The 26,623-nt window shown below is 67.7% G+C and carries 25 protein-coding genes; 7 read left to right on the forward strand and 18 right to left on the reverse strand.

Going from position 1 to position 26,623, the window contains the following annotated elements:
• Nucleotides 1–274: 274 nt before the first annotated feature.
• The 8 genes from FV242_RS06115 to FV242_RS06150 form a co-directional block, all read right to left on the reverse strand.
• Nucleotides 275–832: a GNAT family N-acetyltransferase gene (locus tag FV242_RS06115; RefSeq protein ID WP_147938297.1), complete on the reverse strand. Its 558-nt coding sequence runs from the start codon at nucleotides 830–832 to the stop codon at nucleotides 275–277.
• A 267-nt stretch (nucleotides 833–1,099) separates the two neighbouring features.
• A complete protein-coding gene (locus FV242_RS06120) occupies nucleotides 1,100–1,657 on the reverse strand; it encodes a hypothetical protein (RefSeq protein ID WP_147938298.1) in 558 nt (185 codons plus the stop codon).
• A 430-nt stretch (nucleotides 1,658–2,087) separates the two neighbouring features.
• Entirely contained in the window at nucleotides 2,088–3,155 is a 1,068-nt protein-coding gene (gene cax, locus FV242_RS06125) for a calcium/proton exchanger (RefSeq protein WP_147938299.1), read from the reverse strand.
• 65 nt (nucleotides 3,156–3,220) lie between these two features.
• Nucleotides 3,221–4,474: a sodium:proton antiporter gene (locus FV242_RS06130; protein ID WP_147938300.1), complete on the reverse strand. Its 1,254-nt coding sequence runs from the start codon at nucleotides 4,472–4,474 to the stop codon at nucleotides 3,221–3,223.
• A 55-nt stretch (nucleotides 4,475–4,529) separates the two neighbouring features.
• Nucleotides 4,530–5,597 carry an endonuclease/exonuclease/phosphatase family protein gene (locus FV242_RS06135; protein ID WP_147938301.1) on the reverse strand — a complete coding sequence of 356 codons (1,068 nt, stop codon included), beginning with the start codon at nucleotides 5,595–5,597 and terminating at the stop codon, nucleotides 4,530–4,532.
• Nucleotides 5,594–6,130, reverse strand: coding sequence for a DUF421 domain-containing protein (locus tag FV242_RS06140; protein ID WP_147938302.1), 537 nt, complete (start codon nucleotides 6,128–6,130; stop codon nucleotides 5,594–5,596). Before FV242_RS06140 ends, FV242_RS06135 begins: the two co-directional genes overlap by 4 nt.
• A gap of 95 nt (nucleotides 6,131–6,225) precedes the next feature.
• Entirely contained in the window at nucleotides 6,226–6,561 is a 336-nt protein-coding gene (locus FV242_RS06145; RefSeq protein WP_246692617.1) for a hypothetical protein, read from the reverse strand.
• Between the two features lie 189 nt (nucleotides 6,562–6,750).
• Nucleotides 6,751–7,302 carry a fasciclin domain-containing protein gene (locus FV242_RS06150; RefSeq protein WP_147938303.1) on the reverse strand — a complete coding sequence of 184 codons (552 nt, stop codon included), beginning with the start codon at nucleotides 7,300–7,302 and terminating at the stop codon, nucleotides 6,751–6,753.
• 381 nt (nucleotides 7,303–7,683) lie between these two features.
• On the opposite strand from FV242_RS06150, the gene FV242_RS06155 reads away from it, so the two are divergent.
• The 5 genes from FV242_RS06155 (at nucleotide 7,684) to FV242_RS06175 (ending at nucleotide 11,122) form a co-directional block, all read left to right on the forward strand.
• Nucleotides 7,684–8,148, forward strand: coding sequence for a PRC-barrel domain-containing protein (locus FV242_RS06155; protein WP_246692618.1), 465 nt, complete (start codon nucleotides 7,684–7,686; stop codon nucleotides 8,146–8,148).
• Nucleotides 8,149–8,174: 26 nt separating this feature from the next.
• A complete protein-coding gene (locus FV242_RS06160; RefSeq protein WP_147938305.1) occupies nucleotides 8,175–8,426 on the forward strand; it encodes a hypothetical protein in 252 nt (83 codons plus the stop codon).
• Nucleotides 8,427–8,535: 109 nt separating this feature from the next.
• Nucleotides 8,536–9,516 (forward strand): mechanosensitive ion channel family protein, encoded by a 981-nt coding sequence (locus FV242_RS06165; RefSeq protein ID WP_147938306.1) that lies wholly within the window; start codon nucleotides 8,536–8,538, stop codon nucleotides 9,514–9,516.
• Entirely contained in the window at nucleotides 9,513–10,811 is a 1,299-nt protein-coding gene (locus tag FV242_RS06170) for a DUF2254 domain-containing protein (RefSeq protein WP_147938307.1), read from the forward strand. The genes FV242_RS06165 and FV242_RS06170 overlap by 4 nt, the downstream gene beginning before the upstream one ends.
• Before the next feature lie 59 nt (nucleotides 10,812–10,870).
• Nucleotides 10,871–11,122: a hypothetical protein gene (locus FV242_RS06175; RefSeq protein WP_147938308.1), complete on the forward strand. Its 252-nt coding sequence runs from the start codon at nucleotides 10,871–10,873 to the stop codon at nucleotides 11,120–11,122.
• A gap of 146 nt (nucleotides 11,123–11,268) precedes the next feature.
• Here the strand turns inward: FV242_RS06175 and FV242_RS06180 are convergent, their stop codons facing one another.
• Entirely contained in the window at nucleotides 11,269–12,654 is a 1,386-nt protein-coding gene (locus FV242_RS06180) for an SLC13 family permease (RefSeq protein ID WP_147938309.1), read from the reverse strand.
• A 227-nt stretch (nucleotides 12,655–12,881) separates the two neighbouring features.
• A complete protein-coding gene (locus FV242_RS06185; protein WP_147938310.1) occupies nucleotides 12,882–13,283 on the reverse strand; it encodes an exopolysaccharide production protein YjbE in 402 nt (133 codons plus the stop codon).
• A 309-nt stretch (nucleotides 13,284–13,592) separates the two neighbouring features.
• On the opposite strand from FV242_RS06185, the gene FV242_RS06190 reads away from it, so the two are divergent.
• Complete coding sequence (locus FV242_RS06190) at nucleotides 13,593–15,503, forward strand: potassium transporter Kup (RefSeq protein ID WP_147938311.1); 1,911 nt, start codon at nucleotides 13,593–13,595, stop codon at nucleotides 15,501–15,503.
• A 191-nt stretch (nucleotides 15,504–15,694) separates the two neighbouring features.
• On the opposite strand, the gene FV242_RS06195 is transcribed toward FV242_RS06190, so the two are convergent.
• The 8 genes from FV242_RS06195 to FV242_RS06230 form a co-directional block, all read right to left on the reverse strand.
• Nucleotides 15,695–15,958 (reverse strand): hypothetical protein, encoded by a 264-nt coding sequence (locus FV242_RS06195; protein WP_147938312.1) that lies wholly within the window; start codon nucleotides 15,956–15,958, stop codon nucleotides 15,695–15,697.
• Nucleotides 15,959–16,130: 172 nt separating this feature from the next.
• Nucleotides 16,131–16,685 (reverse strand): threonyl-trna synthetase, encoded by a 555-nt coding sequence (locus FV242_RS06200; RefSeq protein ID WP_246692619.1) that lies wholly within the window; start codon nucleotides 16,683–16,685, stop codon nucleotides 16,131–16,133.
• Nucleotides 16,686–16,707: 22 nt separating this feature from the next.
• The gene (locus FV242_RS06205; RefSeq protein ID WP_147938313.1) at nucleotides 16,708–19,962 is read right to left on the reverse strand and encodes an efflux RND transporter permease subunit; all 3,255 of its coding nucleotides are present in this window, start codon (nucleotides 19,960–19,962) and stop codon (nucleotides 16,708–16,710) included.
• Between the two features lie 13 nt (nucleotides 19,963–19,975).
• Nucleotides 19,976–21,331 carry an efflux RND transporter periplasmic adaptor subunit gene (locus tag FV242_RS06210; protein WP_147938314.1) on the reverse strand — a complete coding sequence of 452 codons (1,356 nt, stop codon included), beginning with the start codon at nucleotides 21,329–21,331 and terminating at the stop codon, nucleotides 19,976–19,978.
• 142 nt (nucleotides 21,332–21,473) lie between these two features.
• Entirely contained in the window at nucleotides 21,474–21,836 is a 363-nt protein-coding gene (locus FV242_RS06215) for a hypothetical protein (protein ID WP_246692620.1), read from the reverse strand.
• 64 nt (nucleotides 21,837–21,900) lie between these two features.
• Complete coding sequence (locus FV242_RS34385) at nucleotides 21,901–22,149, reverse strand: hypothetical protein (protein ID WP_187278346.1); 249 nt, start codon at nucleotides 22,147–22,149, stop codon at nucleotides 21,901–21,903.
• 236 nt (nucleotides 22,150–22,385) lie between these two features.
• Nucleotides 22,386–23,291, reverse strand: a complete 906-nt coding sequence (locus tag FV242_RS06225) for a cation diffusion facilitator family transporter (RefSeq protein WP_147938316.1) — start codon at nucleotides 23,289–23,291, stop codon at nucleotides 22,386–22,388.
• 82 nt (nucleotides 23,292–23,373) lie between these two features.
• A complete protein-coding gene (locus FV242_RS06230) occupies nucleotides 23,374–23,796 on the reverse strand; it encodes a helix-turn-helix domain-containing protein (RefSeq protein ID WP_147750031.1) in 423 nt (140 codons plus the stop codon).
• 65 nt (nucleotides 23,797–23,861) lie between these two features.
• On the opposite strand from FV242_RS06230, the gene FV242_RS06235 reads away from it, so the two are divergent.
• Nucleotides 23,862–26,000, forward strand: a complete 2,139-nt coding sequence (locus FV242_RS06235; protein WP_147938317.1) for a heavy metal translocating P-type ATPase — start codon at nucleotides 23,862–23,864, stop codon at nucleotides 25,998–26,000.
• Nucleotides 26,001–26,623: the final 623 nt, after the last annotated feature.

The raw sequence follows: 26,623 nt of genomic DNA on the forward strand, positions 1-26,623 counted from the left end.
TTCTCGTGCCCTAGAACAGGGGCGGAACATGACGACCGTCCTGCCGTCGGGTTGGCGCCGAGTCGGTAATGAGAACTTTTGGTTATTGCGAACACCACGCCCCGACCGACGCCGAAGGGGGCAAGCGTCAGGCAACCGGACCTCGACCTTGATTCCAGAAGCAGACGTTCCGGCAGCGACCCGAGATCGCCGTTGACCCATTTGTCGGGAGTAGCCGAAAGCGGACATTGGGGCGGCTTGGGCAATCGTCGGCTACGCCATCGATTTTTTGGCCCTATGATCTGACTGCGGTCCACTCATCGCGCAGCAATGCATATTGCTTCGTGTTCTCGAAGACGGGCTGCCCACGTTCGTCATCAACGAACGAAATGTACTCTTTAAAAAGTCCTTCTGGGCGCATTCCAAGACTTTCGCAGAGTCGCTCGGACGCGACGTTGCCTTCGTCGACATAGGCATACAGCCGTCTGGCGTTTCGCATCTCAAAGAGGTTCGCAAACAACCCTCGCGCGGCCTCTCCGCCGTAGCCCGTATTGCCAAACCTTGGATTGATGTTCCATCCGACGGCGAAAGTATCGGTTTGGTCGACATATTCCGCCCCCTCCGCGATCCCGAAGACATCTCCGATGAGCTGTCCACTCGATTTAAGACAAACGGCTAAGTAACCATCATAGTCTCCTCGCTTACGGGCTTCCGCTTTAGCCGCATCCAAGTCGCTCAACGCCAACGAGAGAAAGCATCTAGCAGACGGGTGGTGCAGATAGTCCAGCAGCGCTGCCGCGTCGGAACAACGAAATTTTCTAACTTCGAGACGCTCGGTTTCGAAATTTATCATACACAGCTCAATATTAGCTCATTTAGGGCTTCAGATCACTCGGTACAGTGGCAGCTTCAGCAAATATAAAGCTCGCTTTATCGGCAGCAAACACCAGGGCTTCGGGAAACATGTCTGCATAACGCAAAAATAGCCTAAACGCGGACCGTCCGCAATTCACCCGTATTGGCCGTGTTACTCTGATGTGACGAGCGGACTGCAAGCAAGCGTTCCCCAAAAAGAAAGGGCCGCCCGAAGGCGGCCCCGAGATTAAACCGTGTCGGGATGTCAGTACCCGCAGCCGTAGGGCGAATACCCGTAACCGCCGCCGTAGCCGAAGCCGACTGGCTGGCCGTAGCCATAGCCGCCATCATAACCACCGCCGTAGCCGTAGCCCACCGGACGAGCGTAGCCGTATCCGCCGTAACCATAGCCACCGTAGGCGTTCGATGCGATGGCACCCGCTGCGAGGCCGGCGATGCCAAGCCCGATCACCGCACCCGGTCCGATACCCCGGCGCCCGTAGCCGCCACCGTAGTATCCGCGGCCATACCCACCGCGGTACCCGCCGTAGCCACGACCATAACCGCCACCGAAGCCGACCCCCCTGTATCCGCCGAAACCGCGACCGAACCCGCCGCGACCGAAACCGACTCCCCTGTACCCGCCGCCGAAGCCACGACCGAACCCGCCGTGACCGAACCCACCACGGCCAAAGCCGCCGCCGTGACCGAACCCACCGTGGCCGAAGCCACCACCATGACCGAAGCCACGAGCCTCAGCGGATGGCGTTGCTAATACGCCAAGGCCCAAGGCTGCAGTCGCAACGAGAGCAATCTTATTCACTCGCAAAGAATTTCCGGAGATGTTTTGCATGATTTGGAAACGGCGTCGGAACCACGACAGTTCCATATTCGTCAGGCTAAAACACTACGTAACAGACCATGCAGTCACTGCCCTCGGTTTGTACCGGTATAGAATGACTACGCGAAGCACGATGCTTGAGGTGAATGCATTACGCATTCAGACGGCGGGTCGTGACGCGGAGACGTGGCCTAACGACCGTGGAGACGGCTTGACAGGGCGGCATCAACTACGGTGGCGGAGCGCATCGGCGATGGCCAGGATCACGGGCGCACGCTGTCGCCGGCATCCCGACGCCGCCTAGGCAGCACTCCATTCGCCGGCACGGCCACCAGCGCCGTCATGGGAATGGTGACGCCGGTCGGCCTTGCGTCCTCCCCGCTACCTTGGATGGCGCGGTGCCATACTGGAGTCAGGCCGGGCTCGCGAAGAAGAAGGCCAGCCCGAACAGGACGTAGACCCCGAGCAGCAGGAGGCCTTCGAACCACGTCGTCTCCCCGTCGCGGGCGATGGCGTTGACGATGAAGGCGGTGCTCGCGATGCCGAAGAGGTGCAGCGGGTTCGAGAACACCAGCGACATCGGGTGGCCGAGCGCCCATGAGATGATCACGAGCAGCGGTGACAGCACCAGCGCCACCTGGATGGCCGAACCGATGCAGATGTTCAGCACGAGGCCCATGCGGTCCTCATGGGCGAACCACGCCGCCGCGAACAGGTCGCCGGCCGTGCCGACCAGGGCCAGCACGATCACGCCGAGGAACATCGGCGAGAGGTGCAGGCTCCCGGCGGCCTCAGTGATCGTCCCCGAGAGCATCTCGGACTCGAACGCGATGGCGACCGTCGCGGCGACGAGGACCCCGATGGCGTACGGGAGGCTCCAATCGGCCTCGCCGCTACCCTTGTCGTTCGAGAACACGTCTCGGTGGGTGATCAGCGTGAACGCGAGGTTGGCGAGGTAGAGTAGCAGGAGAACGACGGAGACGCCGAGGCTGACCTCCTCGTCGGTGATGCTCAGCGTTTTGCCCTGGCCGGACATGCGTCCGCTCAGGTCGAACACGGCCGGCAGCAGCAGGGCGATGACGACGAGGATCAGCAGGGTCGACAGCAAGCCGGCGCGCTCCGCGCTGAACTTCTGCCGCTCCCGCGTCGCCCCGCCGACGATGATGGCGAGACCGAGCCCGAACAGGCTGGTCCCCATGATCGAGCCGGCGATCTGCGCCTGCACCACCGCGGCCTCGCCGCGCAGGAGCACGAACAGAGCGAGGACGAGCTCGGCGATGCTGCCAAAGCTGACGGTGAGCAGGCCGCCGATGGCAGGCCCGACCCGGTCGGCGAGCTGATCGGTGGCGCGTCGGACCCACTCCGCCAGGACGGCGATGGCCAGCGCGCTGGAGGCGAACACCAAGAGCGGCGAGGCCCCGACGAGGTACTTCAGCGCCGCCGAGATCGGGATGAGGACGAGGAGGACGGTGAAGACCATGTGGGGTTACGATATCCGATGGAGGTGTACCGGCCGACGCGGGCCGGTGCCGTAGGCGTCGTCTCTCAGCCGACGCGCAGCGTGCGCCGTGCCACAATGCCGAGCGTCGAGCCCTGGACGATGATGGTGAAGAGCACCACCGCGTAGGTCGCAGCCAGGATCGCGGGCTTGGCGTCGCTCTCCGGGATGGAAAGCGCCAGCGCAACCGAGATGCCGCCGCGCACCCCTGCCCAGGTCAGGAACGGCACGTTGCGCGGCGAGAGGTTGCCACCCCAGCGGAACATGAGCAGGGGCGTCGAGACGGCCACCAGCCGGGCGATGAGGACGATGGGAACCGCGCAGGCGGCAAGGACCAAGCCGCTCACCTCGAAGCGCAGCACCAGCACTTCCAGCCCGATCAGCAGGAACAGGACCGAGTTCAGCACCTCGTCGATCAGCGTCCAAAGCGCCGAGACGTAGCCCTGCGTCCGCTCGCTCATCGCGTCGCGCGGGGCGCGGTCGCCAACAAGGAGCCCTGCGGCGACCACCGCGAGGGGGCCGCTGAAGTGGAGCTTCTGGGCGAGCGCGTAGGTCCCGGCGACCAACGCCAGGGTTATCAGCACCTCGACGGGGAAGTCGTCGATGGCGCGCATCGCCCGGTAGGCGACGTAGCCGGTGACCACCCCGAGGACGAGGCCGCCGCCGGCCTCCTGCACGAGCAGCTTGGCCACGCCACCGGCGCTCGTGGTCTCCCCGCCCGAGCCCGCGGCGAAGGCCACCAGCACCGTGAACAGCACAATGCCGATGCCGTCGTTGAACAGGGCCTCGCCCTGCATCTCGACCTCCAATGCCTCGGGAACCTTCACGTTCTTGAGGGTCGCCAAAACCGCCACCGGATCGGTCGGGCTGATCAGCGATCCGAAGACGAAGGCCCAGGCGAGCGGGACCGGCCGGCCGATGAGGTCAGCGGCCAGCCAGAACGCGCCGCCGACGATGGCCGTGGAGATCAGGGTGCCGACCAGCGCCAACGTCGCGACGGCCCAGGCTCGGTCGCGCAGCATGCGCAGGTCGAGGCTCATGGCGCCGGCAAACAGCAGGAACGCCAGCATGCCGTTCATCACCACGTCGGTGAAGTCGACCTGGCCGAGCACCTGGGTGAGGTCCGCGTAGAGGTGCTGGGCCGGGAAGGCGAGGTCGAGGCCGACGAGCGAGAGCGAGGCGAGCAGCCCCATCACGAGCAGACCGATGGTGTGCGGCATCCGTAGGAAGCGGCGGTTCAGCCAGCCGAACAGGGCCGAGAGGGTCAGCAGCAGGGCGGCGAGGTCGAAGATCGAGATCATGGGTGTCTCCGACCCGCTTCGAGGCGGGCTGCGAGGCCATTTGCGGCACGTAGGTTCATCGGGACTGCAGTCGTTCGGTCGTCCCCGCCGCTGCAAGCACCGCGTTGGCCTCGGCGACGTCCTCGGCGCTCTGCTGAACAGGTGTCATCGGGGTTTTGCCGGCCCGCCGGCATAGGCGGACGAGATAAGGGAAGTGATCCGAGCCGAAGGCGTCGAGGCGTTCGATGGAGACCGTCGCGAAGCCGCCCTCGTGTAAGACGTGGTCGAGGGGCCAGCGCAGCCAGGACGATTGCGCGTTCCAGGTCGCGACGTAGCCATACCCGCGGCGCGGGTCGATCAGCCCGGACAGCCTGGCCATGCGCTCCACCGCGATCTCCCACGGCGTGGCGTTGAGGTCCCCGGCGAGGACGCCGGGCTCGGCCCGTTGGCGCAGCACGGACGCCGCGGCGTAGAGTTGGGCGTCCCGCCCACGGGCGGATTGCCAGGGCTGCGGCGGCTTCGGGTGAAGACCGATGAAGTCGATGACCTCGCCGCTGTGCAGGGTCACGCCGGTCACGACCGCCGGGGTGTCCTGCCCTCCGAGATGCCGGATGCCGCCGTTCACCAGGGGCAGCCGCGAAAAGAAGTGGATGCCGTAGTACGACCCCGTGATCCGCTGCAGGGCATGGGGCATCGACGCGAGCACGGGCTTCAGGGCCTCGTCCCACCACGCGTCGGTCTCCATGGCGAGGAACAGGTCGGGCTCCTCCCGTGCCACGGCCTCGACTAAGGGCGCGGCGTTCCGGTTCCCGAATTGCACGTTCGCGATCAGCACGGAGAGCCGGCGCTCGGCCGGGCATGCGTCGACCCGCATGCCGCCCGTGGGCCGATAAGGCCACAGGATCCAGGCGTTGACCGCAAGCGCGAGGGTTGCGAGCGCAAGAGCCGGAAGGGTCGACCTCGGAGATCCCTTGAGGAAGGGGAACAAGGCCAGACCGACGACAGACGAGCCGACGGCGAAGGGTAGGCGCGGGAAGTCGAGCAGCCGCACCGCCCACCATTCGGTGGGGATCAACGGGATCAGGCTGGCGGCGGCGAGAACAGCGGAAAGTAGGATGAGGGTATAACGGACGAAGGACTTCACGAGAGGCGCTCGGCAGGTTGGAACTCCTCCGGCAGAGAGACGCCGGTCAGGCCGTCCACGCGGTCGGACAGCGTCTTGAGCACGCTGATCGAGCCGTCTGTCTCAAGCACGACCGAGGCGGCCTGCGAGAGGTCATCGAGGCCCTCCGAACGCAGGGCCGAGAGCACGTCGTCTTGGGTCATGCGCTGGCGGCGCATCGCGCCTTCGACCAGTTGCCCTTGGTGGGCGAGCAATGTCGGCTCGGCCTTGACCAGCGACCTGACCCGCGCCGAGCGGACGCTCGACCAGGTGATCAGGTACTGCAGCCCGATCAGAGTCGCGAGGGCGAGCACCCCTTCCAGCAGCGCGACAGATTTGGTCAGGACGATGGAAGATAGGGTCGAGCCGAGCGCCACGGTCACGACGAGGTCGAACGCGTTCAGCTTGGTCAGGGTGCGCTTGCCCGAGACCCTAAGGAACAGGATCAGTGCGACGTAGGCCAGGGGCCCGACCACGACGACCCTGAGCAGGCCGGACCAGCTATCGAAGAACATCCTGGGCGATCTCCGGGTGTGTTCCCCGGAGGGATGGTTCTCGACATGCGGGCTTCCCGTCGGGGAGGTCCGCGGACGTTCCGCTCAATCGCCGGTCAGCGCATGTCCTTGGGCAGGTGCTTGATCGGGTCCGTCCTGCTGCCCTGGGTCTTGCCCTGGACCGAACTCTCGGACCGCATGACGTCGGTCGAGGACTGGATCGCGCTCGGCGGCGCGACCTGACCGTTGCCCTCGTGGCGCGCGTTCTCGGCGCCCTTCGTCGTCGAGGTTCCGGAGGGCAGCGTCCCGGGCGTCGGCTGGTCGATGGAACTGGCGGCCGACTGGGCGACCACCGGGCCTGCAAGCGCCACGCCGGAGGCGATCATGACGGTTCCGACGATGCGCCTCACGACGGGACCGGACGCATGCCGGACAAAGTTGGGCGAGCTCATGCGGAAAGTCCTGTCGGTTCGGCGGTCATCGGGGGTGTCGATCTGAAGCTCCGCCGAACCCGTTAGTTCCTGTTCCGGCCGTGAAACCGACGATGCGAGACGATCCGCTTTCGGGTGGTGTCCGACATTCCAAGCCGTCACCGATGCCGGCCAACCCCGTGAGAGGGGTAGGCCGGCCGTGGTGTCGGGTTACTTCGGCATCAGGACGCTGTCGATGACGTGCACGACGCCGTTCGACTGGAACACGTCGGCCTGCTCGACGAAGGCGCCGCCGCCCTTCTGATCGATCAGCGCCAGCCGGTCGCCGTCCATCTTCACGGTCAGCACCTGGCCCTCGACCGTCTTCAGGTTGGCGTCGGCGCCGCCCATCTTCGCCTTGGCCATCAGGTCCTTAGCGTCGAGCTTGCCCGGGACGACGTGGTAGGTGAGCACGCCCGTCAACGTCTTCTTCATGTCGGGCTTCAGCAGCGTGTCGACGGTGCCGGCCGGCAGCTTCGCGAAGGCCGCGTTGGTCGGGGCGAACACCGTGAAAGGGCCCTTGCCGCTCAGGGTGTCTGCGAGCCCGGCGGCCTTCACGGCGGCGACCAGGGTCGTGAGGTTGCTGGCCTTGGACGCGTTCTCGACGATGGTCTTGTCGGCCATCATCGGAGCGCCGCCGACCATGGGTGCGGTCTCGGCGAAGGCCGGCGCCGCGAAGGCCAGGCCGGAGGCGAGGAGGGCGGCGGTCAGGGTCGTACGCATCATTGAAAGTCCTGTTGACGTCATAACGGCTCGATCATCGAGGCTCGTGACGACGTTACGGACCCATGTGCCTCTCCGTTTCACGGATTAGATCACAAGAATTTCATCGACGGCACGCAAGAGAAGAGGGATTAAATTTTCTCCATCTCGAATGGACCAAGCGCTTACTGCGGGAAATTGGATTTTCCACTCAGATCCAGCATTTCTACCGGGCCGTTTCTGGGGAAATCATGACCAAACATTTATGCGCGGCCTCTTTTTTCTGAACGTTTCCTGAACGCGGACGTTAGGGCCCCGAACCGTGCAGCCGGGGTGGGTAAGAGCCCGGTCCAGATGGTACGATCCCGGTTGCATCTTCGAAACGATAATCGGGAGAACGTCTTGTCCTATCGCACGATCACCGCCGCCCTCGCGCTCGCATGCCTGTCCGTCCCGGCCCTGGCCCAGACGACCCCGGCACCGGGCACGGCCATGCCCGCGTCCTCCGACATGACGTCCTCCGGCATGGGGATGAAGATGGCCGACTCCGCGACGGTGAAGCTCAAGTACGTCACCGTGAAGCCGGCCGACGTAATGTCGTCCAAGCTCGTGGGCACCACCGTCTACAACAACAAGAACGAGACCGTCGGCGAGGTCGAGGATCTCGTCATCGAGAACGGCAAGACGCTGACCGGCGTCGTCGTCAGCGTCGGCGGCTTCCTCGGCATGGGCGAGAGCTACGTCGTGCTCGACCCGTCAACGCTGGCCATCAGCGACAAGGACGGCAAGTGGATGGTCCACGCCGACACCGACAAGGACACGCTGAAGAACGCTCCGAAGTTCACCTACTCGAAGATGAAGAAGTGATCGGCCGCACAAAAGGAGAGACGACCATGAAGCACACCATCCTCGCCTCGGCGCTCCTGGCCGGCCTCGGTCTCGGTGCCTCCACGATGCCGTCAGCGGCCCTGCCGGTGAACGTGACTGGCGTCGCCCCGGCCGCGAACGCGGACCTTTTGCAGGTGCGCATGCACCGGCGCCACCGCATGCGGCAGGGCTCGGCGAGCCGCGGCAACGCCAGCATGCCCTCGCGTGGTGCCCGCGGCCAACAGTATGGCGGAACGACCGGCGGCCCGCGTCGCTGATCCGTTTGGAGCCTGACCCGCGGGGGCCTACCGCCCTCGCGGACGACCAACGAGCGCCGTCGGTTGGCACATCTGCCACCGGCGGCTTTCGCATGAATCGGGACACCGCATGATCTTTTCGGAAGCGCTGGGACGTCTCGAAGGGCTTGGCCGCTCGGCCGCCGCCCTCGTGCCGGGGCTCGTCATCGCCCTCGTGCTGTTCGGGATCGGGTTGCTGGTGGCCCGAGGCGTTCGCGCCGCCGTGCGCCGTGCCGCCGAGATGCGGGAAGCCTCGCCCGGCTCGGCCGCGGTGCTCGGGCGCATCGCCGGCGGCATGACCATCCTGGTGTCGTTCCTAGTCGCGGCCTCGGTAGCCTTCCCGTCGGTCTCCGCAGCCGACCTGTTCAACCTGCTCGGCATCGGCGGCGTCGCCATCGGCTTCGCCTTCCGGGACGTGCTGCAGAACCTGCTGGCCGGCATCCTCATCCTGCTGACCCGCCCCTTCGTCATCGGCGACCAGATCCGGGCCGGCTCGCACGAGGGCACGGTCGAGGACGTCTGGGTCAGGGCGACGGTGCTGCGGACCTACGACAACCAGCGCATCCTGATCCCCAACGCGACGCTGTTCGTCGACAAGATCACGATCATGACCGCGCACGACAAGCGCCGGCTCGCCTTCCCGCTCACCATCGGCAACGGCGACGACATGAAGGAGGCCCGCCGCGTCATTGTCGAGGCCTTGCGCGGGACCGAAGGCGTGCTCGCCGACCCGGTGCCGGAGGCGCTGGTCACGGGACTCGGGGCCGCCGGCGTCGACATGACCGCGCGGTTCTGGATCGACCCGCCCCGGAGGCGCGACGCGGTGGACGCGCTCGACCACGCGATCTCGAACGTCAAGGACGCGCTCACGGCCGCCGGCATCGATTTGCCGTACCCGACGAGCCAAGTCCTTCTGCACGACCAGACCGAGGCAGCCGACGGTGACCGCACCCGCCAGCGCGAGGGCTGGCCCGCCGGAAAGAGCCCGCCGCGAGCCCGCTGGCAGGTGCTTCGCGAGCACCGTGACGACCCAGAACGCAAAGACGACGCAGAAAAGCAGGAGCGGGCATGAAGGCGCGCCTACAGGCCTGGATCGAGTTCCTAGGCGACCTGTTCTGGCTACGGCCGGCCCTGATCGTTCTTGGATGCATCGCGCTGGCGCAACTCGGGGTGTGGGTGGAGACGGCCCACATTGCCGGCTACGACGCCTCCTCGCCGAACCAGAACTGGGGCTATTCCGGCGGGGCCGAGGGGGCTCGGGCCCTACTCAGCGCCGTGGCGTCTTCAACCATCGGGGTCGCCGGCACGACCTTCTCGATCACCATCGCGGCCCTGACGCTGGCCTCCGGCCAGATGGGCCCGCGGCTCCTGCGCAACTTCACCCGCGACGCCCGCAACCAGATTGTCTTGGGCATCTTCCTCGGCACCTTCGCCTACGCGCTGATGGTCCTGCGCACGGTACGTACCGTGCAGGAGAGCCCGTTCGTCCCGCACCTCGCGATCACCGGAGCGATGGTGCTCGCGCTGCTCTCGCTCGCCACCCTGGTCTGGTTCGTCCACCACATCGCCGCCAGCATCAACGTCGAGACGGTGGTCGACGCGGTCCATCGCGACCTCTGCTCCACAGTCCAGGCGCGCACCCGCGACAGTGCAGGCATGACGCTCCCGGCCCGGCTACCGACCGGTGGTGGGCTCCGCACCGATGGCAGCGGTTACCTGCAAGCCGTTGACGAGGATGGGTTGGCCGACTGGGCCCACGAGCACCGTCTCACCGTCGCCCTGCGCGTGCGCCCGGGCGACTACGTGCCGAGCGGATTCCCGGTCGCGTTCCTCTCCGCCGGGGTCGAGGGCGCGGGGCCGGCCATTCGGCGGGCGCTGACGTTCGGGCGACGCCCGGCCGCCCTTCAGGACCTGGAATACTCGATCCGGCAGCTCGTCGAGATCGCGGTCCGGGCGCTCTCGCCGGGCATCAATGACCCGTTTACCGCCGGCAGCGTCGTCGACCACCTCGGGGACGCCCTTTGCCGCGTGGCGTCGCGGCATCTGCCGACCGGAGCGGTCGCGCGCGAAGGCGAGGTCGTGGTCGTCGTGCCGGTGACCGACTACGACGGCCTGTGCGATTCCATGTTCCACATGATCCGCCAGAACGCCGCCGGCTCGGTGCACGTGCTCGCCCGGATGCTCGACGTGCTCACCCGCATCGCCGAGGTCGAACGCCTGACGAACCGGACCGCCGAGCTCGCCCGCCATGCGGATCTCGTCATCGCCGCGGCCAGGCGTGACGTGGCCGATCCGCACGACCTTGCCGACCTGGAAGCAAGACATGCCCGCTTCGTGAAGATGCGCAACGGCGACCAGCCAGCGTGAGGGCGCACGACATTCCCCGGTGCCACATCCTCGTTTCCGATCCATCGAAGGACGACCGAATGACCCGTTTCACGCTAATGTTGCTCGTCGCGGCATTTCCTTCGCTGGCGATTGCCGCGCCCGTCGCCGAGCCACCCAAGGATGACGCCGTCCGCACCGGTGGGATGGGCGTCGGGACCCGCCCCAGCGGTGAGGTCACGCGACCGGGCACGGATATGACGACCGCAGGGTCGGGCGCCGGGGAAGGGAAGCCTGGCGCGAAGGCCGGCACGCTCGGATCAACCACCGAGGAAGCGCCGAAGCCGCGTTAATCGTACGCGTCGGTTAAGTCGCTTACCGTCGTATCGTCGTCGGCCCCCGACGTCCGCGCCCTCGCGGGCACGCGGAAGCAGGAGCGTCCGTTGGGTTCATCCCCGTCAGGTTCGCGGCGCCATTGGCAGAGCTGGCTGACCCGACGTCATAGGGCCAGGCTGACGTGCGACCAGAAGAGATAGTAGGCGGCGACCATCAGCGCCGCGTAGGCGGGCGCCAGGAACGCGCTGAGCTTGAGGAGGTCCGACGAGCTCCAGGTCGGTCGCTCGTCGCCCTGGAAGATCAGCAAAGCCTTCGAGGAGACCGGCAGGGTGAGGCAGTAATCCATCCCGGCATTGGCCAGGAAAGCGACCGCGACCGGGTTGAGTCCGAGCCTGTCCGACAGCAGGATAAGCGGTGGCAGCAGCGCCACGACCCGCGCGGTGTGTGACACCATGTAGAGATGCGCCGTCAGGCCGATCCCCGTCACCCCGAGCAGGATCAGGACGGTCGGGCTGTCACCATGCAGACCACTCGCCGACAGCGCCGAGCCGATCAGCCATTTCGCGGCGCCCGTCGAGATTAGCGCGCGGCCGAGAATTAGGGAGGCGGCGATGAAAAGCACGAGCCCCCAGTTCACGGCCTTCACGCCATCGTCCCAGTCGAGCACGCCGACGACGGGCATCGTCAGGATCACAGCGCCCACGACCGCAACGGTGGCGATGCCGAACGGGTGATACCCCTCCGTCAGCCAGAGCCCCAGCATGGCGAGTACCACCGCTCCGGTCCGCCACTCCTCGGCGGAGAGCGGACCGGACGGGGCCTCGATCTCCGCCACCCGCCGCGTTCGGGTCTCGGCATCGAGGAACAGACGGCCGACTAGGAAGGTCGTGATCAGGCATGCGGCCAACCCGAACGGAAGGCCCCAGAGCATCCATTGCCCGAAGCCGATGCTGCGGTCGGACAGTCGTTCCAGCAGGTCGACGGTGACGAGGTGCGAGCCGGCGCCGGTGAGGCTGCAGATCGTCGAGATGACGATCAGGGCTGGGATCAGCAGGCCAGTGGCCTTGGCGAGGTGTGGGTCGTCATCGGCCTCGGTTAGACTGCGATGCAATGGCAGGAGCACCGTCGCCCGCCCGGACGTCGATGGGATCAGGAAGGCGAGCGGGACGATTCCGAACGTCAGACGCCACATCAGGCCTCCGACCGTAGTCCCCCGCCCCGCGATCAGGGCGGTGAGCCGGCCCGCGAGCCCGCTTTTCTCCACCGCTGCGCCTAGGACGAAGGTGCCGATCACGAGCCAAACCACCTTCGAGCCCAGGCCCTCGATCAGCGCCCGTTGCTCCACGGCCCGGACCGCCACGAGGGACACGGCCGCGGCGACGGCGACGTAGGCGGCGCTCAGGTCGGTCAAGATCCAGAGGATGGCAGCCCCACCGAACGCCAGCAGCGCGGCCCGCGCCGGCCAATCGAGCCCGTCGGGAAACCACACCGCCGCGGCAAGTGCCACGAGGGTCGCCGCAGCCATCAGCTTCCGCACAGGAATCGCCATCAGGTTCGATCGGTGCGGCTTGGGGGACTCATGGACTTACGGCGACCGTATATCGGGATGGGGGGACATCCCGAGATCAGGGACGGCGAGAGCAACGTGCGTGATCCAGAAGGTGAAAGTGCCTCCGCTGCCGTCGTCGCCGGATGACGGCGCAGATGCCCATGAAAATGGCCCACCGGGGCGATCCGCGGTGGGCCATGGAACGATAGCTTCCTACGTGGCCTGACTCAGCAATCGTCGCCCTTGCCGGCCTGGTCGCCAAGCTGCTGGTTGGCGCCGGCGTTGTTCATGGCGCCTACCGTGCCCGGCGAGGCCGGCTGCTGGCCGCCCGCGAGGTTCTTGCTGGAGGTACCCACGCCAGCACCCTGGTCGTTCTTCGCTTCGGACCCCGGCTTCTGCCCGACCATCTGGTTGGCACCTGCGGCGTTCATCGCGCCGACCGTGCCGGGCGATGCGGGCTGCTGGCCGCCGGCCAGGTTCTGGCTCGACTTGTCGACGTCCGAGCTCTTCGGCATCACCTGCCCCGGCGTGGGGTCCTTCCCCTTCGTTGTCCCGGTGTTGCAGGGGGCGGCAAGGGCCGGCACGGCCAGGGCGAGGGTGGCCACGGCGGCGATGGCGACTAATCTCATAAGCGTTTCCTCAGGATTTTTGGATTGTCGCAAACAAGACTTCCAATAGCCCTGGGTTCCAGGATGCATGGTCGCCTTCGCACAGGGAGAAGTTGCCGAACGTACCGTTCTTGCGAACGTGTCGATGATCGAGGAACGCATGAGTGGGTATCTTGGACCGGGGACAGCCCGAGCTGAGCGTTCCCGGACCTGGTCGACAGCCCGCCCGAATGGGGACATTCGTCTTCGGCTTACGCGAACGTTCCCGGCTCCTCGACCGTTGAGACTTGCCTTGCGAGCCTCCGATGTTCGCGGACGTGGAACCCGTGAATGCCCGCAATCGCCAGGACCGAGTTCGCGACGTCCGAGACCCCGCTGCCCTCTGATGACGGGCATGGCCCAAGGGCGGGGTTCTGGGCGCTGACCCTCGGCTCGGTCGGCGTGGTCTATGGCGACATCGGCACCAGCCCGCTCTACGCCCTGAAGGAGTCCCTCCACGCCGCCGGAGGGGGGCACGCGCCGACCCGCGAGATGGTCTTCGGCGTCGTCTCGCTCATCCTGTGGGCGCTCATCCTCATCGTCACCCTTAAGTACGTGTTGCTGGTGATGCGAGCCGACAACGACGGCGAAGGCGGCACGCCGTCCCTGGTGGCACTGGCCCAACGTGCCTTGGGCCATTCCGGCGGGTTCGTCATCGTGTTGGGCATGGTCGGCGTATCGCTGTTCTTCGGCGACGCCATCATCACGCCGGCCATGTCGGTGCTCTCGGCGGTGGAGGGCCTGAAGCTGGTGACCCCGGCCACGGAACCGTACGTCCTGCCCATCAGCCTCGCCATCCTGATCGGCCTGTTCGCCGTCCAGAGCCACGGGACGGCGCGGGTGGCGACCTTCTTCGGCCCCCTCACGGCGTTCTGGTTCATCGTCATGGCGCTCGGGGGCCTGGGCCACCTTGTCGACGACCCGAGCATCCTGGGCGCGCTGAACCCCGCCCACGGCGTCTCGTTTATCCTGAGCCATGGCACGGCCGGCCTGCTGGCGCTCGGCGCCGTGTTCCTCGCCGTAACCGGCGCAGAGGCGCTTTACGCCGACATGGGACACTTCGGTCGCACGCCGATCCGCGCGGCTTGGTTCGGGCTGGTGCTGCCGGCGCTTGCCCTGAACTATCTCGGCCAGGGCGCCATGCTGCTCGCCCACCCCGAGCGGGCCGAGAACCCGTTCTTCCTGCTCTACCCGTCCTGGGCCCTGCTGCCGATGGTGCTGCTCGCCACTGTGGCGACCGTCATCGCCAGCCAAGCGGTGATCACCGGCACCTTCTCGATCACCCAGCAGGCGATGCAACTCGGCCTGCTGCCGCGCATGCGGGTCCTGCGCACCTCCGAGACCGAGAAAGGGCAGATCTATATCCCGCGGGTGAACTGGTGGCTGCTCGTCGCGGTCGTGTTCGTGGTGGTGCTGTTCAAGTCGTCGAGCGGCCTGGCAGCGGCCTACGGCATCGCGGTCACCGGCGACATGGTCATCACCGCTTGCCTGCTCTTCGTCGTCGCCTGGAAGGTCTGGCGCTGGTCGCCTGCGGTCGCGGCCGCGGTCATCGCGCCCTTCCTGCTCATCGAGTTGGTGTTCCTCTCGGCCAACGCACTCAAGATCCTGCACGGGGGCTGGGTGCCGATGACCATCGGTGCCGCCCTGGTCACGGCGATGTGGACCTGGCGGCGTGGCTCGGCCCTGATCGCCGAGGAGATCCACCGTCGGCGCGTGCCGCTTTCCGAGTTCACTCGGATGGCGGAGACAGGATCGATACAGCGAGTGCCCGGCACGGCGATGTTCCTGACGGGCACGCCCGGCGACACGCCCGGAGCCCTGATGCACAACGTCAGGCACAACCGGGTGCTGCATGCGAACAATTATATCCTGCACGTGGTCACCGAGGACCTACCTCGCGTGGCCGACGCCGAGCGCGTCGCCGTGAAGAAGCTTTCCGACGCCTTCTCCTGCGTCACGGTGCGCTTCGGATTTACCGAACTGCCCGACCTTCCGCGTGCCCTCGCGGCCGCGGGCCTGGACAAGGGCGACCTGTCCTACTTCCTGACGCGGAGGGTGCTGGTGGCCTCGCCGGAGACCGGCATGCCGGTGTGGCAGGATAGGCTCTACATCTCCATGGCCCGTGCGGCCACGGACGCGTCCCGCTACTTCCGCATCCCGGTGGACCGGGCCGTCGAGATCGGCGCCCGGATCGATATCTGATCCCGGGAACGTCCGACGGCCATAGTCCGGCCCACTCCTCGATTGCGACGCTCGCTCGGGGTGGACCGTTTCGGCGCTGAGTTCCACGACGGACAAGATGGTGCGGAGCGGACGAAAGGCACAGCACTCGGCTTAGGCTCGTCGTCGGCGCATGCGGATATGTGAAGGGGCCCCGAAGGGCCCCTGGAGGATCACATGCGGTGGTGGCGATGGCCATGACCGTGGCGCATCATGTGACCACGGTGATGGTGATGGTGACGCATCATGTGGCCGCGGTGGTGGTGATGCCGCATCCCATGGCCGCGGTGGCCGTGCATGCCGTCCATGCGGACGTCCACGACGTTGGTGGTGGCGTCGACGGCGCCGATCATGCCGGGAGCGGCCGAGGCGGGTGCGGCGATGCCGATGGCGCCGAGGGCGGCCAGGGCTGCGACGGCGAGAAGGGACTTCCTCATGGGGGGCTTCCTCGTGGGTTGTTGGTGGCCTGGATCAGGTCCGGGACCGATCGGGTGGCATCGGGGAACGGCCATGCTTCCAGGACCGTTCCCCGGGGTGCGTACTTCCAAGCCGGGCATGGATAAGGGAACGTTCATCCCGAGGTCGCCTCGGATCGGTCAGGAACCGCCTCTACCTCGGATCGCCGTCTTCCCCATCGATCAGGCGTCCGGCATGGACGTTCGCTGGATGGCCCGTCGTGGAGGCGTGCGCGCGGGAGCAGGCATCGTAGCGTTCGCCGCGCGAGAGCATCACCAGCCGACTGCCGCCGGGTCCGGGCTTGCCCACGGCGAGCAGCGTGCGGCCGTTCGGCCAGGCCACGGTCTCGGAACGGGTATCCGACCGGGGCGGCCCGTTGCGGCGGCTGCCTTCCCGGAGGATGGCGTCGTAGCGCGCGGGCAACTCGGCGGCGGAGAGGGGCCGACTCAGCCAGACGACCTGCTGCAGCCCCTCGTCCCTGCACACTTCCAGGATGACCCGGTCGGTGTCTGCGCCCGATGCAATGGGCTTGTCGTGGAGGTAGGTCAGCGCCGTGACGTTCGCCTCCCGGTCAATCATCGAGGGCCTCGGAACGTCCGTCACGGGCCCCCAGGCGAGGCCGAAGGGCGCCTCCTGCGCGGTCGCCGCAGCCGCCGCGGTCGCCCAGGCCAACAGGAGAAGCGGCCCGAATACGCTCCTCGCGCCCATGACATGCTCCTCCTAGATGCAGCTACTCGGCGGCCTGCGGCAGGACGGGACGCGACCGGGTTTCGGCCTCCGCCGCGCCCTTCGCCGTTGTGATGGCCGCCGCGAACCTGGCGTAGAGCGCCGGCAGGACGACGAGGGTCAGCAGGGTCGCGCTGATGAGCCCGCCGATCACCACCGTCGCCAGGGGGCGCTGGACCTCGGCGCCGGTCTCGGTCGCGAGCGCCATCGGCACGAACCCAAGGGACGCCACCAGGGCGGTCATCGCCACTGGACGGAGCCGGGTCATGGCGCCTTCCAGGATGGCCTCGCGCCGGGGTCGTCCCTCTGAGATGAGCTGCTTGATGTAGGTCAGCATCACCAGCCCGTTGAGAACCGCCACCCCCGACAGGGCGATGAACCCGACCGCCGCCGGCACCGAGAACGGCATGCCCCGCAGCCACAGGGCGGCGATGCCGCCGGTGAGCGCCAAGGGGACCGCGCTGAATACCAGCAGGGCGTCACGCGCCGAGTTCAGGGCCGAAAACAACAGCAGGAAGATCAGGAAGAAGCACACCGGGACGACGACCATCAGGCGCTGCCGGGCGGAGGCCAGGTTCTCGAACTGGCCGCCCCAGGTCACGTAGTACCCGGCAGGAAGCTGGACCCCCGATGCGACCTTGGCCTGCGCCTCCGCCACCAGCGAGCCGATGTCGCGGCCGCGCACGTTGGCGGTGACCACGACCCGGCGGCGCCCGTTCTCACGCGAGATCTGGTTCGGCCCCTCGGTGACGGAGAAGCTTGCCACCTGCTTCAGGAGCACCGAGGCCGCGCGTCCGTTGAGGCCGGGAGGCAGCGGCACCGGGATGTTTTCCAGCGCCTCGCGGTCCTCGCGCACCTTGTCGTTCAGGCGCACCACGATGGGGAAGCGACGGTCACCCTCGAACACCATGCCGGCCTCGCGGCCGCCGATGGCCGCGCCGATGACGTCCTGGATCGCGGACGTGCTCAGGCCGAGGCGGGCCGCCTCCGTCTTGTTGATCTTGATCTCCAGGAACGGCAGGCCCGCCGTCTGCTCCACCTTGACGTCGTCGGCGCCCTCGGTCCCCCGCAGGATCGCGGCGACCTGGTTGGCGGCCTTGAGCATCGGCTCGAACTCCTCGCCGAACACCTTCACGGCGAGGTCGCCGCGGGTGCCGGCCAACAACTCGTTGAAGCGAAGCTGGATCGGCTGGGAGAACTCGTAGACGTTGCCGGCGAGCGCCCCAAGGGCCTTCTCGATTTGCTCCTGCAGGTCGGCCTTGGACAGGTCCGGATCGGGCCATTCCTCCTGCGGCTTCAGGATGACGAAGGTGTCGGACGAGCTCGGCGGCATCGGGTCGGAGGCGACCTCCGCGGTGCCGGTCTTCGAAAAGACGTAGGCGACCTGGGGGAATCTGCTGATCGCCTGCTCGACCTTCAGCTGCATCGCCTGCGACTGCGTCAGCGATGTCGAGGGGATGCGCTGGGCGTTCAGCGCGATGCTCTTCTCGTCGAGCTGAGGGATGAACTCCTGCCCCAGCTTGGTGAACAGGAAGCCGGCGCCGACGAGCAGCACAAGGGCGACCGCGACGAAGGTCATCGGGATGCGCAGGGCCGCCCCGAGGACTGGGCGGTAGGCGCCCTTGATCCCGCGGATGAGAACGTTGTCGGTCTCAGTGACCTTGCCGGTGATGACGATGGCGATCATCGCCGGCACGAAAGTCAGCGAAAGAACGAAGGCAGAGACGAGGGCGATGATGACGGTGAGCGCCATCGGCTCGAACATCTTGCCCTCGACCCCGGTGAAGGTGAGGAGCGGCACGTAGACGAGGATGATGATGGCCTGCCCGTAGAGGGACGGCTTGATCATCTCCTCGGCCGAGGCGCGGACGGTGACGAGGCGCTCCTCCAGGTCGAGCTTGCGCCCGAGCGCCCCCTGTCTCTCGGCGAGGTGGCGCAGGGCGTTCTCGGTGATGATGACGGCCCCGTCGACGATGAGGCCGAAGTCGAGGGCGCCGAGGCTCATCAGGTTGGCGCTGATGCGGCCCTGGACCATGCCGGTCATGGTCATCAGCATCGCCACCGGGATGACGAGGGCGGTGACGATGGCCGCCCGGATGTTGCCGAGCAGCAGGAACAGGATGACGATGACGAGGGCGGCGCCCTCGGCCAGGTTCTTGGCCACGGTCCGGATCGTGGCCTCGACCAGCAGGGTCCGGTTGAGGACGGTCTGGACCTCGACGCCGGGGGGGAGCGTGCGCCGGATTACCGTCATTCTCGCGTCGACGGCGGCCGAGACCGTCCGGCTGTTCTCGCCGATCAGCATCAGGGCGGTGCCGATGACGACCTCGCGCCCGTCCTCGCTACCCGACCCGGTGCGCAGGTCGCGCCCGATCCGGACCTCGGCGATGTCGGAGATGCGCACCGGGACGCCGCCGCGCGTGGTGACGACGACCGAGCCGATGTCCTCCATGGTCTCCAAGCGGCCGGCGGCACGCACGACGTAGCCCTCGCCGTTGTCCTCCAGGTAACGGGCCCCCTGATTGGCGTTGTTGGCCTCCAGCGCCCGGCCGATGTCGGCGAACGACAGGTCGAGGGCGGTGAGCTTCATCGGGTCCGGCTGGACATGGTACTGCTTGTCGAAGCCGCCGATGCTGTCGACGCCGGCCACGCCCGGCACGGTCTTCACCTGGGGCCGGATGATCCAGTCCTGGACCGTGCGCAGGTACGCCGTGCGTTCGAGTTCCGTCGCGAGTCGTTGGCCCTCGGGGGTCAGGTAGCTGCCATCTGACTGCCAGCCGGCCTTGCCGTCCGGGGAGACCTTTCGATCCTTCGGTTGGGCATAGTGGATCGACCACATGTAGATCTCGCCCAGGCCCGTGGAGATCGGGCCCATGTGCGGCTCGGCCCCCGGCGGCAGGGTCGACTTGGCCTCGCCGATGCGCTCGGCGACCTGCTGGCGGGCGAAATAGATGTCGAGCTTTTCGGAGAAGACGGCGGTGACCTGCGAGAAGCCGTTGCGCGAAAGCGAGCGGGTGTATTCGAGGCCCTTGATCCCGGCGAGCGCGGTCTCGACCGGGTAGGTCACCTGCTTCTCGATATCGACCGGGGAGAGCGACGGCGCCGTCGTGTTGATCTGCACCTGGTTGTTGGTGATGTCCGGCACCGCGTCGATGGGCAGCTTCGTCAGCGAGAAGACGCCGAAGCCGGCCGCGAGCAGCGACAGCAGCACCACGAGCCAACGCTGGTGGACGGAGAAGTCGAGGATCTTCGAGATCATGGCCAGTCCCCGCTCAGTGGTCGTGGTCGGCTTCGGCCTTGCCGAGCTCGGCCTTCAGGACGAAGGAGTTGGCCACCGCGACCTCGTCGCCGTGCTTGAGGCCGGTCAGGATCTCGAAGGCGTCGTCGTCGGCCTTGCCGATGGTCACGTCCCGGCGTTCGAAGCCCACCTGGGTGCGGACGAACACGACCTTCTCGCCGCCGATGGTCTGGATGGCGGACTTCGGCAGCCGGACCGCGACCTTGTCCTGGGCAATCTCGACCTCGGTGGTGACGAAGGTCCCGGGTCGCCAGGTCATTTCCTTGTTCGGCAGGGCGACGATGACCCGGGCCGAGCGCGTCTCGGGGTTGAGGATCGGGCTGACGAAGACGACCTTGCCCACGCCGCGGGAGGCGTCGTCGCCTCCGACGATGGTCACCTTGGCGCCCTCGCCGACCTTCGACAGCTCCGTGGTCGGGATGGCGAGCTCGATCCAAACGGAGGACAGGTCGGCGACCGTATAGACGTCGGCAGGATCGCCCTCCTTGCCGACCGCGGTGCCGACGTCGACCTTGCGCTCGACCACCCGTCCGGCGAGGGGCGAGCGCAGCTCGTAGCGGCGCAGGCTCGACAGGTTGGGGGTGGTCTCGTCCTTCTTGGCCGAGGTCGCCACCTCGGCCGCGTTCAACCCTAGGGCCGACAGCTTCTGTCGGGCGAGGTCGACGCGCAGGGTCGCCTCGGAGTAGGCCGCCTTCGCGTTCAAAAATGCCGATTCCGCGGAGATGCGCTTGTCCCAGAGCGCCTGCTGGCGGTCGAAGTTGGTCTTCTCCAGGTCCGCCTTGACCGTCGCGGTGAGGAAGTCGCTCTTGGCCTCGGCGACCTCGCGGCTGTCGAGGACGGCGACAACTTCGCCCTTGGCAACCGCCTCGCCGAGGCGCTTGCGCATCTCCGAGACGGTGCCGATGACCCGCACGGGCACCCGGGCGATCCGGTCGGCATCCTGGGTGATCGTGCCGGGCACTAGCAGGTGGCGCGAGAGGATGCCGCCCTCGACCGTCGCCAGCTTGATGTCCTGCTCGGCGGCCTGCTCGGCCGTCATCTTGATCTTGCCCTCGCCCTCCTCGTCGTGGCCGTGCGCCTCGCCCTCGGCATGCTTGTGGCCTCCGGCCTCCGGCTTGGGCTCGCCGTCGGCATGCTCGCCATGACCGTGGCCATCGTCGGCTGCGGGTGTCGCCGGCTTGGTCATGGCTGCGTTGGTCGGGGGCGCCGCCCGGGCGTTCGTCAGGCCGGCGGCGGCGAGTGCGCGCTGCACGACCTCGGACACACGGGGGAAGGCACCGCCGACGGCGATGCCGATGGCCAGGAAGGCCACGGAGAGGAGTGCACGCATGGGATGGGCCGGTTCCGCCAGGGACGTCGCAGCGCCGCTCATGCGGCTTTGGACGGTGCCCTACTGGGGGTTTCGCGATGGTGAGGCAGCCGGGACCCGCGAGGAGCCGGCCGGGACGCGCCACGGGCGTGGCGACGTCGCCTCAGGCGCGAGGCGGCCTGGGAAGGCGGTCGGGCGAGACCGATCCAATGGCGGTGGTCACGGTCGCGTAGGAAGCGCGCGCGGTCCCGCGGGACGGCAAGGCAGGCGTCCCGTCTACGTGCAGGGCTTGGTGGCAGCCGCAATTGGCATGACAGGCTGGGCAAGCGTCGGCATGGTCCTGCCTTGCGGCATCCGCCGGGGCCGACATCGAAAGTTCGTGGCTGACCGACCGGTGGGCCTCGGCGGAGTGGATCGCGCCGGGGACGACGAGCGCCATGACCAGGACGAGCGAGAGCACGCGGACAGTGGTCACCCACCAGCCGCGCATCGTCTCGTAGGCCCTGATCTGAGGTCCCGTGGTCATGGTCGCCTTATGAACGATTCAGTGCCACCCGTACATGCCGAGTGGCACGCTAAGAGGGCCGGCCCTAGTAATCGTCGTGGTGGTGATGGTGATGCCTGCGCTCGCCGTAGAACCGACGCTCTCCATAGAAGGCCCGGTCGCCGTAATCCCGATGCGGACGGTGGATGACGACGTCGTCGTGGTCGCCGTGGTGGTAGCGGTCGACGTGGACGTCGCCGCGCCGGTCGAAGTCGCCGCCGTAGAATTGGGCGGACGCCGCGGCCGGGGCGAGGATCAGGCTGGCGGCGACCAAGGCCGGGATGCGGACACGCATGGCTCGTTCCTCAAGGGATGGTGACTTCAGGATCGGCTTCAACGGTTGAACGAAGCCTGAAACCGCCGTTCATCCATCGGTGGCCGGAAGCACCGAACCGATGTCTCGCGACGCGGATGCAGGGCTCCTGCGGTCGCCCCGGTTGGAGGTATCCGCTTCCGTTCGGGCATGTTTCCGATGGCTCAGACGACGTGGGCGGGGGCGAGGGCGCAAGCGATGTCGGCGCTCGTCTCGACCTACAGGGTGGTGTGGCCGATGCCGAACCGTTCCCTGATCCCGGCGGCGGCGTCCATCAGGAAGGCGTCGTCGGGGCGGCCGCCGGGCATCAGGAGATGGGCGGTCAGGCAGGTCTCGGTGGTGCTCATCGCCCAGACGTGGAGGTCGTGCAGGGCGGTGACGCCCGGCAGTCCTTCGAGGTGGGCGCGGACGTCGCCCGGATCGATGCCCGGCGGGACGGCGGCGAGGGACAGCGTGAGGCTGTCGCGCAGGAGGCCCCAGGAGCTCCAGACGATGACCGCCACGATGGCGAGGCTGACGACGGGATCGAGCCAGGTCCACCCCGTGTAGAGGATCACGAGGCCGGCGATGACCACGCCCGCCGAGACGGCGGCGTCGGCGGCCATGTGCAGGAAGGCGCCCTTGATGTTGATGTCGCCCTTGGCCCCGGAGGCGAACAGCCAGGCGGTGATGCCGTTCACCAGGATGCCGACCGCGGCCACGATCATCACCGTCTTGCCGGCGACGGGTGCGGGTTCGCCGAAGCGCTGGATCGCCTCCCAGGCGATGGCGCCGACCGCGACCAGCAGGAACACCGCGTTGAACAGCGCCGCCAGGATCGACGAGCCCTTCATCCCGTAGGTGTAGCGCGCGCTCGGGGCGCGCTTGGCCAGCACCATGGCGACCCAGGCCACCACCAGTCCGAGGACGTCCGAGAGGTTGTGACCGGCATCGGCCAGCAGGGCCATCGAGTTCGCCAGTACCCCGTAGGTGGCCTCGACGACGACGAATCCGACGTTGAGGGCGATGCCGATGGCGAACGCCTTCCCGAAGCTCGCCGGGGCGTGGCTGTGTCCGGGGCCGTGGGCGTGCCCGGCGTGGGCTTCGGAATGGTCGTGTCCGGCGTGGTCGTGGCGTTCCGTCATCTCGGCTTCCGGTCTGAGGGTGCAAGCATCGATGCCTAACTCCTCTACCCACTAGAGGAGCAAGCGCGCGTTTCGACCTCGGTCAGTGCCGGTCGCTGAGACACTCGCCGTGGTCGGCCAGCACCTCGATGATGCGGCATTCCCCGACGTCGCCGCCCGAGCACTGCTCGACCATGGCCTGCATCTCCCGCCTGAGGCCGGTCAGCCGGGCGATCCGGTCGTCGATGTCGGCGAGGTGTTTCCGGGCGATGGCGTCCGCCTCCCCGCAAGGCCGGTCGGGATGTCCGGCCAGGTCGAGAAGGGTTCGGATATCCGCGATCTCGAAGCCGAGCTCGCGGGCGTGCCGGATGAACCGCAGCGTCCGGACGTCGCCCTCTCCGTAGGTGCGGCGATTGCCTTCCGTACGCACCGGCGTCGGCAGCAATCCGCGTTCCTCGTAGAACCGGATCGTGGGGACCTTCACCGCGGCGCGCCGCGACAACTCCCCGATGGCGATGGGCTTCATTCCGCTTGCTCCTCTAGTCGCTGGAGGAAGTAGGGTGCCTTCGAGAGATGCGGAAGGCACCCGCCATGAGCGACGCTGCGACCCCGGACCGAACCGAGAGCCCCCCGACGCGCCTGCGCGTGACCGGGATGGACTGCGCCTCGTGCGCCGCCAAGGTCGAGAACGCCGTTCGGCGCCTGCCCGGCATCGAGGACATCTCGGTCTCGGTGGCGACCGAGACGCTGACGGTGCGGCATGGACCCGCCACCGACGCCCGGGCCATCGCGGCGACGGTCCGCAGCCTGGGCTACGGCGCCGAGGCCCCCTCCGCCGACACGGTGTCGGATGCCGAACGACCTGAGCCGGTCTGGTGGCGGTCTCCGAAGGCGCTGCCGGCGTTCGCCTGCGCGGCGGCCCTGGTGCTGGCTTACGCGGTCGGCCAAGCCGCGCCGGCAACGGAGCGCTGGGCCTTCCTGGCGGCCATGGCGGTCGGCCTGGTGCCGATTGCTCGACGTGCCGTCGCGGCCGCCCGGCACGGGACGCCGTTCTCCATCGAGACCCTGATGTCCGTGGCCGCCATCGGCGCGACCGCCATCGGGGCGACCGAGGAGGCGGCCACGGTCGTCTTCCTGTTCCTGGTCGGCGAGGTGCTGGAAGGGGTGGCCGCAGGCCGGGCCAGGGCGAGCATCCGCGGCCTCACCGGCCTGGTGCCGGACACGGCCCTGCTGGAGGGCGACGGAACGACGGAGCGGGTGCCCGCGGCGAGCCTGCGGGTCGGGGCGACCGTGCTGGTGAGGCCGGGTGACCGGGTCCCGGCGGACGGGACCGTCCTCGACGGGGAGAGCGCGGTGGACGAGGCGCCGGTCACCGGCGAGAGCGTGCCGCGGCGCAAGGCACCGGGCGATGCGGTGTTCGCCGGGACCGTGAACGGGGACGGCGCGCTTCGGGTGCGGGTGACCGCGGCGGCGCGGGACAACACCATCGCCCGGGTCGTGCGGCTGGTGGAGGAGGCCCAGGAGGCGAAGGCCCCGACCGAGCGCATGATCGACCGCTTCTCCCGCATCTACACCCCGGCCGTGGTCGCGGTGGCCGCCCTCGTCGCGATCCTGCCGCCGCTGCTGTTCGGGGGCTCGTGGGACGGCTGGGTCTACAAGGGGCTCGCCATCCTGCTGATCGGGTGCCCCTGCGCCCTGGTCATCTCGACGCCGGCCGCCATCGCGGCGGGGCTCTCGGCAGGCGCCCGGCGGGGACTCCTCATCAAGGGCGGCGCCGTCCTGGAGCGGCTCGCCGCCGTGACCATGGTGGCCTTCGACAAGACCGGCACCCTGACCGAGGGCAAGCCCGTGGTCACCGACGTCCTGGCGTTCGGCCGGTCCGAACGGGAGGTCCTCTCCCTGGCCGCCGCGCTGGAGGCGGGCTCCTCGCATCCGCTCGCCAAGGCGGTGCTGGCCAAGGCCGCGGAAGCCGGCGCACCGATGCCTCCGGCATTCGGGTCGAAGGCGCTCGGCGGCAAGGGGATCACCGGCAATGTCGGCGGCCTCGACCTGTTCCTCGGATCGCCGCGGGAGGCGGCAGCGCGCGTGACGCTCAAGGCGGAGCAGGAGGCGCGGATCTCCACCCTGCAGGGCGAGGGCAAGACGGTCGCCGCCCTGCTGGCGAACGGGGCGTTGGCCGGGCTGTTGGGCATGCGCGACGAGCCCCGGTCCGACGCCAAGGCCGGAATCGACCGTCTCGCGGCGGAGGGCATCGGGGCGGTCATGCTGACCGGCGACAACGCCCGCACCGCCCGGTCGGTGGCGGGAACGCTCGGCATCGAGGCACGGGCCGAGCTCCTGCCGGAGGACAAGCAGCGGATCGTGCGCGAGCTCCAGGCCGGGGGTGCGGTCGTGGCGAAGGTCGGGGACGGCATCAACGACGCCCCGGCGCTCGCGGCCGCCGATGTCGGCATCGCGATGGGTGGCGGCACCGACGTCGCGCTGGAGACGGCCGATGCCGCGGTGCTGCACGGGCGCGTCGCCGACGTGGCGCGGATGGTCGAGCTATCCCGCCGGACGCTGGCGAACATCCGCGCGAACATCGCCATCGCGCTCGGACTGAAGCTCGTGTTCCTGGTCACCACCGTCGCCGGCATCACCGGTCTGTGGCCGGCCATCCTGGCTGAAACCGGAGCCACGGTGCTCGTCACGGGCAATGCGCTGCGGCTGCTTGGCATGCGGCTTCGTTAGGCGAATGGCGCCTTGGCGCGGCGTGGGACGGGCGAAGCTCGAAGCCGTCGGCTTCATTCGGTAGACTTCGCTCCGTGGGCTGCGGACAGGTTGTCCATGGAGATCGTCGTCGATCTACCTTTGACCCCTCCCGTGGACAAATCCAGAAGGCGGGTCTCCGAAAGGGGGCGCCGCCTTCACTCGTTCTCGACTTCGAAGGACGCGGAAAGCGCATCCCGCGGCCCTTCTCCGGGAACCTCCTTGCATCGCCGGAAGGGTAGGCGCCCAGGCTCTTGCGTTCCGACACCGTCGGCGCACCGGGCTAGGCCACCCATGCTTCGCATTGAGCATCACCGCTCAGGAACGACAAAGGCCGCCCTCCTTTCGGAAGCGGCCTTTGTTTTACTCTAGGTTGATTCAATGCGGAACTTTGGTGGTGAAATGCGGATCATTGGGTCGGCTAACAACATCCACTATCATCGGCTATCAGCAACAGCAGCAGCAGCTTGATGTTGGTGATCTTCTTAACTGGGTTCGTGGCTGCGGCGAGGTCACCGCAGTCGGGATGCAGGCCGCCAGCATCGCTCGCGCGGATCTACACAAGCAGGCTCGCCCCCGCCCTCGCCGCTTCCCCGGCCGAGGCG

The organism is Methylobacterium sp. WL64 (assembly GCF_008039945.1).
Classification (GTDB): Bacteria; Pseudomonadota; Alphaproteobacteria; order Rhizobiales; family Beijerinckiaceae; genus Methylobacterium.